Here is a 10,430-nt window from a genome sequence, read left to right on the forward strand (position 1 = left end):
GTGAGCAACAAAAAAGGAGCCAAAGGCTCCTTTTTTATTAAACACTATAAGTATTAGCTCATAAATGCTTTAATTGAAGTTAATATGCCTTGCTCACCTAACCCCATTTCATCGTGCATTTGCTGTTGCGTACCGTGTTTAATAAATTCATCCGGTATACCTAAGTTAAGTATTTTTACAGTCGCTTTTTGGGTAGCTAAATACTCATTAACCGCCGAACCTGCACCACCAGAAATTGCATTATCTTCAAGTGTTACAATGATATCGTGGTTAGCGACAAGTTCATCAATTAAACCAGAATCAAGTGGTTTAATAAATCGCATATTAACTAAAGTGGCATTGAGCTCATCAGTGGCTAATTGGGCGTTTTCAAGCAAGGTACCAAATGACAATATAGCTACTTTAGCACCTTGTTTAATTACGTTAGCTTTACCAATTTCGAGCTGTTGCATAGCGCTTTGAATGTCTGCTGTGCCCGCACTGCCACGCGGGTAACGCACAGCTACTGGGCAATTGGCTTGATAGCCAGTGTATAGCATTTGACGGCATTCGTTAGTATCGCTAGGTGCCATAATAACCATGTTAGGAATACAGCGCATAAAGCTTAGGTCATAGGCGCCTTGGTGAGTTTCACCATCGGCTCCGACAATACCTGCGCGGTCAATAGCAAATAATACCGGTAGGTTTTGCAATGCAACGTCGTGAATTAGTTGATCATACGCACGTTGTAAAAAGCTAGAGTAGATAGCCACAACGGGTTTTAACCCTTCACAGGCAAAACCTGCAGCAAGGGTTACAGCGTGCTGCTCAGCAATTGCCACATCAAAATATTGTTCAGGGTGTTCTTTAGAAAAACGCACCATCCCCGAACCTTCTCGCATCGCAGGGGTAATTGCCATCAATTTGCTATCTTGCTCTGCCATATCACAAAGCCAATCACCAAATACATTTGAGAAAGTAGCCGCACTTGGCTTAGATTTTGGTAAACTTGAAGTTGCAGGATCAAATTTTGGTACGCCATGATAACCAATCGGATCGGCTTCTGCGGGCTTGTAACCTTTGCCTTTTTGGGTTTTTATATGTAAAAGTTGTGGGCCTTTTAAGTTACGCATGTTACGCAGCGTATCAACCAGCATGTTCACATCATGGCCATCAATTGGACCAATGTAATTTAGGCCTAATTCTTCAAAAAAAGTACCCGGGATCATCATCCCTTTAATGTGTTCTTCCATACGGCTGGCAAGTTCTTTTACCGGCGGTACACCAGAAAGAAGCTTTTTACTGCCTTCGCGGATGTTGGTATAAAAGCTACCTGATAAAATACGCGCAAAATGATTGGTTAACGCGCCGACGTTTTCAGAAATCGACATTTCGTTATCATTTAAAATGATCAGCATATCTGATTTAACATCACCTAAGTGATTCATCGCCTCAAAGGCCATACCTGCGGTAATTGCGCCATCGCCTATCACCGCCACGGTTTTACGACCTTTGCCTTCTTTTTGCGCAGCAATAGACATACCCAGCGCCGCTGAAATAGAGGTGCTTGAATGGCCAACACTAAAGGTATCGTATTCACTTTCGTCTCTAAATGGAAATGGGTGCAATCCATCTTTTTGGCGAATGGTGTGCATTTGGTCACGACGTCCCGTTAGTATTTTATGTGGGTAGGCTTGATGACCTACATCCCAAACCAAACGATCGTCGGGAGTGTTGTACACATAATGTAATGCAACGGTAAGTTCTACGGTTCCTAAACCAGACGCTAAATGGCCGCTACTTTGCGATACTGAATTGAGTAAGTAATCACGCAATTCATGGCTAAATGCAGGAAGCTTATCTTGTGCTAAGTCTCGCAAGTGGGCTGGTTCGTTCACCAAATTAAGTAATGGATACTTGCTGCTATCAAGTGTCATGGTTTTTTATATATCCTTCGCTAATATTAACTTCCCTCAAAAAAGCTAAGTTTAAGAGGCGGCTTAATATTTAGTAATAATTTTGTTCTAAGATTTAATACGTTTTAGCCATGTTTAATGGTCACGTTCAATTAAATAGTTTGCCAATGCTGCTAAGCTGGTTGTGTCTGCGTCAATATTAGCTAACGCCTCATGGGCTTGTTGTATCAAATTTAGTGCTTTTTGCTTAGCACCTAGCATACCTAATAAAGCCGGGTATGTCGCTTTATTCGCAGCAATATCTGACCCTTGAGGCTTACCTAAAGTTAGTGTGTCGCCCTCAACATCTAAAATATCGTCATGAACCTGAAAGGCCAGCCCGATAGCATACCCAAAAGTAGATAAGTTATCTAAAGTGTGTTGGCTAATATTAGGGGCACAAAGTGCGCCCAAAGTAATCGCACAATTTATTAATGCGCCTGTTTTAAGTTTATGAATACGTTCTAATTCATCAACCGTAATAACTTTATCTGTTGCTGCAATATCGCGGCCTTGTCCGGCAACCATTCCTTGCAAGCCTGAAGCATGTGCTAATTCTGCAATCATTTTTAACTGAGCTTCTGTTGAGCATTTAAATGTGTGCTTAGCAATAAGCTCAAACGCTAAGGTTTGCAGTGCGTCACCTGCTAAAATAGCTTGTGCTTCACCATAGACAATATGACATGTAGGACGGCCACGACGTAAATCATCGTCATCCATAGCGGGTAAATCGTCATGCACTAATGAATAACTATGAATGCATTCTATCGCTGCTGCTAGCACATCTAAATCACGTTTTTCAGCACCGAGCATTTTGCCTGTGGTATAAACCAAAAAAGGGCGTAATCTCTTCCCGCCATTCATTAGACTATAATGGGTGGCTTCTTTTATGGTGCTGTCGCTTTCAAGAGGTTGTTCGAAATAAAGGTTGAGTGTATTGGCTACATCATCTTGAGCGAGCTTTATTTGTTCTTTTATGCTCACAATTATTCCAAATCGTTATCAAATTGAGTAAGCGGTGCTTTTTCGTCATTACCCATTAATATCGACACCTTTTGCTCGGCTTGCTGAAGTTTACCGGAAGACGCACTGGCTAATGCAATGCCGCGCTCAAATTGCTTTAAAGACTGTTCAAGCGATAAATCACCTTGTTCCATTTCACTGACAATTGTTGTTAATTCTTCTAGTGCTTGTTCGAAACTTAAATTTTCAGGTTTTTTAGTCGCCATCTTTATTTTCAACTTACATAATAAATTTAGACGCCAATTTTAGGGGGAATGCTAAACTAGGTCAAAGAATGTTATGTTTTTTTGATATATAAATGCTGTTAATTGGGTTTTACTGCGCTTCAGCGTTATTTTTTAAATTATAAATTCTGATTAGTTAGATTGATTCCCTATGTTGATCTAAAATAGGACTAATCGTAATTTTATCGTTTATCATAAAAATCACTTAAGTATTTCAGTATCTTGCCGATATACATTTAATAACAACGCTTGCGAAGAAAAAATATAAAACCTTTGGAGGGAATGTGGATTTAGCAACCATTATTGGGATCCTTGGCGCAATTGGCTTAATTGTCATGTCCATGTTTATGAGTAGTAGCGGTGAAGTCGGTATGTTTTACAATACCCCTTCAGTGGTTATTGTATTTGGTGGCTCCCTTTTTATCGTTTTATCCAATTTTACTATGTCGCAATTTTTAGGCATTGGTAAGGTTTGTGCTAAAGCGTTTATGTTTAAAATTGAACCCCCTGAAGCGTTAATTGAAAAGGCGGTTGAGCTAGCAGATTCTGCCCGAAAAGGCGGGTTTCTAGCATTAGAAGAGGCTGAAATTCCAAATCCATTTATGCGCAAAGGCGTTGATATGCTCGTGGATGGGCATGATGCGGATGTAGTGCGTGCAACATTACAAAAAGATATTTCCCTGACGACGACTCGTCATGAAATGGGCGCAAGCTTATTTAAGTCGCTAGGTGATATTGCTCCCGCAATGGGGATGATTGGTACATTAATCGGCTTGGTGGCTATGTTATCAAATATGGATGATCCAAAAGCAATCGGCCCAGCCATGGCGGTAGCCTTGTTAACAACGTTGTATGGGGCATTTTTGGCGAATGTTGTCGCCATTCCTATTCAGGTCAAACTTGAATTGCGTAAAGATGAAGAAGCAATGAACCAGCGACTTATTTTGGATGCGGTATTAGGCATCCAAGATGGCCAAAATCCTAAAGTAATTGAAGGGATCTTGAAAAATTATTTGGCTGAGTCTAAACGCGCGGTAAACACTGAGGAATAGTTATGTCTGATGAAGAGTGTAAATGCCCACCCCCAGGGTTACCTGCATGGATGGGGACATTTGCCGATTTAATGTCGCTATTAATGTGCTTTTTTGTACTCTTACTCGCGTTTTCTGAAATGGATGTGCTTAAATTTAAGCAAATTGCAGGCTCTATGAAGTTTGCTTTTGGTGTACAAAATAAAATTGAAGTTAAAGATATTCCAAAAGGCACCTCAGTTATTGCGATGGAGTTTACTCCAGGTAAACCTGAGCCAACCCCCATTGAAACTATTCAGCAACAAACAGTTGAAATGACTCAGCAAATGCTAGAGTTTCAGGCGGGCGATGAAAGTTCAGCCGGCGGACGGCAAGAACAACGAGGCGAAAAACGAGGTGGTGAGTCTAGCAGCACCTCTGAGGAAGTTGCTTCAGCGCCTTCAGTTTCTGCTGCCGATCAAGAGCAAATAAATGACTTAGTTAAAAAAATTGCACAACAGCTTGAAAAGCAAATTATTGATGGAGCTATTGAGCTTGAGTCATTAGGTCAGCAAATCATTATTCGTATTAGAGAAAATGGTTCGTTTCCATCGGGCAGTGCTTTTTTACAACCCCAGTTTAAACCTATCATTCAGGATATTGGCCGGTTATTAAAAGATGTGCCAGGTGAAATCACCGTCTCCGGTCACACTGATGACTTTCAAGTTTCTAATGAACTTTATATTAATAACTGGGATTTATCCTCTAAACGAGCTGTTGCGGTAGCAAGTGAACTGCAAAAAGTTGCTGGTTTTGATAAGACCCGAATGATGGTCGTTGGGCGTGCAGAAACCAGACCTTTAGTGCCGAATGATTCCCGAGAAGATCGAAGACGTAACCGCCGGGTAGAAATATCAATTTTACAAGGCAAGGCGAAAGAATCAGATCCTATTGATATTAGATAGAATTTATTGGTTTTGTCCCCTTTTTTAGCATAGAATGCATTTCTCTTAACAGATGTAATTAAAAGTGGAGTGAGCATGTTAAATAAATTTTGTAGTATGCCTGGTAATGGCGATGGTACAGACGAAGATAAAAAAGTTAAGTAAGGTTTTTTAGTTTGCCTGAATGGTTTTTGTACTTCGTCAGTATATTAAGTAAAAGCTGGGTTCTTATTCTGAGCCCAGCTATTTTGTTGTTTTTTATCCTTAAGGATTATTTAGCCTTAAGGTTTGCTGCTATTACCGCTGCTTTTTTCTTATTTGGTACTATAACTTACTCAAGTTTAATGGCGTTTGATGATGGTATTTATGTATACCGTTATCTTGTATGGGCATTAACAGATATTACTTGGATGGCACTGATTGCTTATTTGGGCCTGAAAGATAAAGTGCATTTGTGGCAATGTGTACTTGGCCAACTTGTGGTTATTGCAGCCCCTATTCTGCAATTATTTCGTTTAGTAGATCGCCATCTTTGGGATTTATCGTATAGTACTGTTATGTATCAAACGTTTATGCCCTTAATAAATATCGCTACTGTTGTTATATGTTATCTACCGCTTTTATATATTTTTGTTAATAAGCGAAATAAAGCTTTAAGCTTATAACACAAAAATACCCCTCGTTTTAAAATGATATGCTAGACTACTGTTTATATGAACAGTGTTAGAGCTTGGTTATGAAACTTTATATTGCTGAAAAACCCTCTTTGGGTCGCGCTATTGCAGACGCACTTCCTAAACCGCATAAAAAGCATGATGGCTATATTGAAGTGGCAAATGGTGATTGCGTATCTTGGTGCATAGGTCATTTGCTCGAGCAAGCAGAACCCGATGACTATGATGAGCGTTTTAAAAAGTGGCAGTTTGAACATTTACCTATTGTGCCTGAGCATTGGCAACTTAAAGCAAAGCCTAAAACTCGTAAACAACTCACTATTTTAAAAAAGCTAATCAAACAAGCAACAATACTTGTACATGCTGGCGATCCTGACCGTGAAGGCCAGTTATTAGTTGATGAAGTTATAGAACAAGCAAAAATCAGCCAAGCAAAAAAACAAAATATTCAGCGTTTATTGATCAGTGACTTAAACTTAACGGCAGTTAAAAAGTCACTAAATAGTATGCGTGCTAACCGTGACTTTATTCCTTTGAGCGTTTCTGCTCTGGCGCGGTCTCGTGCTGATTGGTTGTTTGGCATGAACTTGACGCGTGCATACACATTAGCGGGGCAAAAAGCGGGATTTGGTAATGTATTGTCGGTTGGGCGAGTGCAAACACCCATTTTGGGCCTAGTAGTTAATCGCGATAACGAGATAGCAAATTTTGTATCAAAACCATTTTATGAAGTACTTGCTCACCTTGATACACCTAAGGAGCAATCATTTACTGCTAAGTGGATACCAAGTAAAGCGTGTGAACCTTATCAAGATGATGAGGGCAGAGTGCTTAACAAAGCTTTAGCTGAAAATGTAACTTCACGTATCGCTAGTCAACCAGCAAGCGTAACTGCTCTTGAGCAAAAGCAAAAAAAACAAACCGCGCCGCTTCCCTATAATTTGTCTGCTTTACAAATAGATGCCGCTAAAGCGTTCGGAATGCCAGCGCAAAAAGTGCTCGATACTTGCCAGGTTTTATATGAACGTCATAAGTTAATTACTTACCCACGCTCAGATAATCGTTATTTACCAAAAGATCATCACCAAGATGCAGCTGCGATACTAAAAGCGATTGCAGTAAATGGAGGCCAAAAAGCAGAATTTGTTAATGGAGCAGATGCAAAAAAACGAAGTAAATGTTTTAACGATTCAAAAGTAGCAGCTCATCACGCGATTGTACCAACAGCTAAACAGTTAAAAAGTGTGAGTTTAGCCAGTGATGAAGCAAAAATTTATCAGTTAATAAGTCGACACTATTTAATTCAGTTTTATCCCGATTACATTTATAACGAAACCAAGGTAGAGGTAACTATAGCGGGTGGTTTATTCAAAGCTAATGCAAAACAAGATGTAGACTTGGGTTTTAAATTGCTTATGGGTAAGCCAGAACTTAAAGAAGAAGCAACATTGCCTTATTTGGAAAAAGGCATGGTACTTACCTGTACTAAAGGTGAGGTGGTGCAAAAGCATACAACTCCTCCTGCTCATTTTACCGATGCAACCTTACTTGCTGCTATGACGGGAATTAGCCGTTATGTAAAAGACTCGCAAATCAAAAAAATATTAAAAGAAACAGATGGCCTTGGTACTGAAGCCACTCGCGCAGGTATCATTGAACTATTATTTAAACGTCGCTTTTTAAAACGTGAAGGAAAAGCAATTAAAGCAACTGAAACAGGTCTGGCACTAATTAGTGTATTACCTGAGGGGTTATCAAGCCCCGATTTAACTGCAAAATGGGAGTCGAGTTTAGGAGATATCGCTCAGCAAGCAATGAGTTATCAGCAATTTATACAGCCTTTGCTAGCTGATTTAACTAATTTTGTAAGCCAAGCAACTAACTGCGATAGTAATGTATTTGCACATTTGCCAAAAACATCGCCTAAGAAGCGTTTTGCTAAACGTACAAAGAAAGCGCCGTATAAAAAGTCGAGTTACAAAAAAAGCCCTGCGGTAAATTAAACTCAGGGCTTAAAAATAACCTTGAAGATTATTGATTGAATAATGCCGCAGCGGCATTGCTCATTGCAGTTATTCCTGTTGGAAGCGCTACTTTATAATCGGGAGCAAATTTACTTGAATGTAATGAAGGGAGTGTTTCGTTATTTTTCATCGCATTTGTATATTGCTGTTGGTTAACTCCGCCTAACCAAAATAAAGTAATGGGGATGTTTTCATCTGTTCTACCATATAGTCCAAAGTCTTCACCAGCCATAACAGCTTTAGTTGCAAGTACATTTTTTACACCAATTGCATCAGCAATGGCACTCCTAACTATATTTGTTTGCTCCGGATTATTGTAAGTAGATGGAATCGATTCACTTTCATGAACATACACTTCTGGGTAGAGCGCTTCTTCTAAGCCAGCACTTTGTGCAATACCTGCAGTAATACGTTTAATCGCAGCAATTTGCGCGTTTCTAACTTCCGGGTTATAGCTACGCAGAGTAAGTTGTAGCTTTACTTCATCAGAAATTACATTGTGTTTTGAGCCGCCATGGATAGATCCAACAGTGATCACTGATGGTTCAAGAGGAGATAACTCCCGACTCGTAATTGTTTGTAATGCTAAAATGGTGCGAGCAGCAATAATAACAGGATCAACAGTCGTATGAGGATAGGCTCCATGGCCTCCTTTGCCTTTTATTGAAATATCAACTGAGTCGACGCTTGCCATAGTGTACTCATTTTTCAGAGCAACTTTTCCTGCAGGTACACTAGCACTAACATGCAAAGCAATAATATGATCGGGTTTTGCGTATTTGCTAAATAACCCCTCACTAAGCATTGCTTTTGCACCACCCCCAACTTCTTCAGCCGGTTGCGCAACCATCATTAAAGTACCTTGCCACGACTGTTTATTTTTAATTAGTTGTTGCGCGGTGCCTATAAATGAACTCATATGAATATCATGACCACAACCATGCATAACACCGACTTTGCTACCTTGTTCATTTACTGTGGTAACAGTTGATGCGTATGCTTTTCCTGTTTGTTCTGTGATTGGTAAGCCATCAGTATCAGTTCGAATCATAACGGTGGGGCCTTGGCCATTTCTATATATACCTACAACGCCATAACCGCCAACGCTACTGGTTACATCAAACCCAAGCTTTTGAAGCTGCGAAGCCATTTTTTTACCTGTTTGCTGCTCATGATAAGACAGTTCAGGTGACTGGTGTAAATCTAGATAAAGCTTTTCAATTGCTGGCATACTTTTATTAAGATCCAACTTGAGTGTTTGCGCACTTAATAATGGGCTAACTAATAAACACAGTGCACTCGCATATACTAATTTCATATTTCCCTCGCTACCTTATAATGTATTTAAATGATTTAAATATATGGCTTGTAATTATTATCTTCATCACCATATAAAAACCTAAATAGATGAACATGGCAATAACTCAATGAGCAATAAAGTTAATCTTAACGCACAAAACCTTCAGCAAGTATTAGGTGAAACATCACAACAAAAGTTAGTACTACTTAACTTTTTTTCGCCACAAAGCCCAGAATGTATTAGCCAAGCAGCTATTTTAGATAAGCTAGCCGCCGAATATAATAACTATATAGTTGTTGCAAACTTAGATTGTGATGCAGAGCAAGCTTTGGCCTCGCAACTTGCCCAGCAAGTCGGTTTACAAACTTTGCCTACCTTAGTGTTATTAAAAGACTCAGCTCCAGTTGATGTATTAGCGGGTGCACAAACAGAAAGCCAAGTACGTGATGCCCTATCTAAACACTTACCTGCACAACAAGACCTTTTATTAGAGCAAGCCAAGCAAGCACTGGTTAATAGTGATTTAAATGCCGCGTTTAATTATGCTAAGCAAGCGTATGAATTAGATAGTAGTAATGCGAGAATTAAATTAGTGCTTGCAGATATATGTATACAGATTCACAAACTCGATGAAGCCGCAGCATTAATAGAAACAATAGACGCACAAGATCAAGATGCATACTTTAATAACATTAAAGCTAAATGTGAGGCTGCACTAGAGGCAACTGATTCACCTGAAATAAAAGCATTGCAAGAAAGGGTAGCCAAGCATCCTAATGAGCTTGAATTACAAATGGAGCTAAGTAACCTACTCAATGAAGCAGGAAGGAAAGAAGAAGCATTAGAAGCACTCTTTACTATTCTTAAGAAAGATCTGAATTTTGATGAGGCTAAGCCAAACTTCTTGGCTGTTATTGCGTCTTTACCAGATGGCGATGCGCTAGCTGCTAAATATCGTCGCAAGCTTTATAGCATTTTGTACTAACGATTAAGATAAACTCTCTATAAAAAGCACCTATGTTAAGGTGCTTTTTTGTTTCTGCGTTAGGATAGTAGGGTAAAAGCAAGGTTATCCACAGGGTTTTGTGGGTATCTTGTGTGTCTGGGTGGGGTATCTTTGGGGTAAAAATTAAATGCAAAAAAGCGTTTAAAAACGCTTGCGTTAAAATCGATTCGCCCTATAATGCGACCCCACTGAGACGGCAGAGCGCAACGCATAGCGAGGCACGAGCTACTCAGTGAGTCGAGTAAAACTTAGTTCTGAAAACTTTCAAGTTTAACAAAATTAAGTGTTGAC

At 39.6% G+C, this 10,430-nt stretch carries 9 protein-coding genes; 5 read left to right on the forward strand and 4 right to left on the reverse strand.

Annotated features, from left to right (window positions below):
• Positions 1–53 precede the first annotated feature (53 nt).
• From dxs to xseB, 3 genes are all read right to left on the reverse strand, one after another.
• Positions 54–1,916, reverse strand: coding sequence for a 1-deoxy-D-xylulose-5-phosphate synthase (dxs, locus tag CWB75_RS17655; RefSeq protein ID WP_138571325.1), 1,863 nt, complete (start codon positions 1,914–1,916; stop codon positions 54–56).
• 114 nt (positions 1,917–2,030) lie between these two features.
• Positions 2,031–2,918, reverse strand: coding sequence for a (2E,6E)-farnesyl diphosphate synthase (gene ispA / locus CWB75_RS17660; protein ID WP_138571326.1), 888 nt, complete (start codon positions 2,916–2,918; stop codon positions 2,031–2,033).
• Between the two features lie 2 nt (positions 2,919–2,920).
• Entirely contained in the window at positions 2,921–3,163 is a 243-nt protein-coding gene (gene xseB, locus CWB75_RS17665; protein ID WP_010390946.1) for an exodeoxyribonuclease VII small subunit, read from the reverse strand.
• A gap of 302 nt (positions 3,164–3,465) precedes the next feature.
• Here xseB and pomA point away from each other — a divergent pair, with 302 nt between their 5' ends.
• The 4 genes from pomA (at position 3,466) to CWB75_RS17685 (ending at position 7,812) form a co-directional block, all read left to right on the forward strand.
• Entirely contained in the window at positions 3,466–4,233 is a 768-nt protein-coding gene (gene pomA, locus CWB75_RS17670; RefSeq protein ID WP_010390948.1) for a flagellar motor protein PomA, read from the forward strand.
• Positions 4,234–4,235: 2 nt separating this feature from the next.
• On the forward strand, positions 4,236–5,156 hold the full coding sequence (locus tag CWB75_RS17675) for a flagellar motor protein MotB (protein ID WP_010390949.1): 921 nt from the start codon (positions 4,236–4,238) through the stop codon (positions 5,154–5,156).
• Positions 5,157–5,311: 155 nt separating this feature from the next.
• On the forward strand, positions 5,312–5,800 hold the full coding sequence (locus CWB75_RS17680) for a hypothetical protein (RefSeq protein ID WP_075170367.1): 489 nt from the start codon (positions 5,312–5,314) through the stop codon (positions 5,798–5,800).
• A 71-nt stretch (positions 5,801–5,871) separates the two neighbouring features.
• Positions 5,872–7,812, forward strand: a complete 1,941-nt coding sequence (locus CWB75_RS17685; protein ID WP_138571327.1) for a DNA topoisomerase III — start codon at positions 5,872–5,874, stop codon at positions 7,810–7,812.
• Positions 7,813–7,840: 28 nt separating this feature from the next.
• On the opposite strand, the gene CWB75_RS17690 is transcribed toward CWB75_RS17685, so the two are convergent.
• The gene (locus CWB75_RS17690) at positions 7,841–9,151 is read right to left on the reverse strand and encodes a M20 metallopeptidase family protein (RefSeq protein WP_075170365.1); all 1,311 of its coding nucleotides are present in this window, start codon (positions 9,149–9,151) and stop codon (positions 7,841–7,843) included.
• Positions 9,152–9,260: 109 nt separating this feature from the next.
• Here CWB75_RS17690 and CWB75_RS17695 point away from each other — a divergent pair, with 109 nt between their 5' ends.
• The gene (locus tag CWB75_RS17695; RefSeq protein WP_010390954.1) at positions 9,261–10,118 is read left to right on the forward strand and encodes a tetratricopeptide repeat protein; all 858 of its coding nucleotides are present in this window, start codon (positions 9,261–9,263) and stop codon (positions 10,116–10,118) included.
• Positions 10,119–10,430: the final 312 nt, after the last annotated feature.

Origin of the sequence: Pseudoalteromonas sp. S1608, from assembly GCF_005887265.1 — a bacterium.
GTDB classification, from domain to species: Bacteria; Pseudomonadota; Gammaproteobacteria; order Enterobacterales; family Alteromonadaceae; genus Pseudoalteromonas; species Pseudoalteromonas undina.

What these genes read in the sequence shown, in the direction of transcription:
- CWB75_RS17675 (WP_010390949.1), top strand. Translation starts at nt 4,236, where the DNA reads ATGTCTGATGAAGAGTGTAAATGCCCACCCCCAGGGTTACCTGCATGG.
- CWB75_RS17685 (WP_138571327.1), top strand. Translation starts at nt 5,872, where the DNA reads ATGAAACTTTATATTGCTGAAAAACCCTCTTTGGGTCGCGCTATTGCA.
- CWB75_RS17695 (WP_010390954.1), top strand. Translation starts at nt 9,261, where the DNA reads ATGAGCAATAAAGTTAATCTTAACGCACAAAACCTTCAGCAAGTATTA.
- CWB75_RS17690 (WP_075170365.1), bottom strand. Translation starts at nt 9,151, where the DNA reads ATGAAATTAGTATATGCGAGTGCACTGTGTTTATTAGTTAGCCCATTA.
- dxs (WP_138571325.1), bottom strand. Translation starts at nt 1,916, where the DNA reads ATGACACTTGATAGCAGCAAGTATCCATTACTTAATTTGGTGAACGAA.
- xseB (WP_010390946.1), bottom strand. Translation starts at nt 3,163, where the DNA reads ATGGCGACTAAAAAACCTGAAAATTTAAGTTTCGAACAAGCACTAGAA.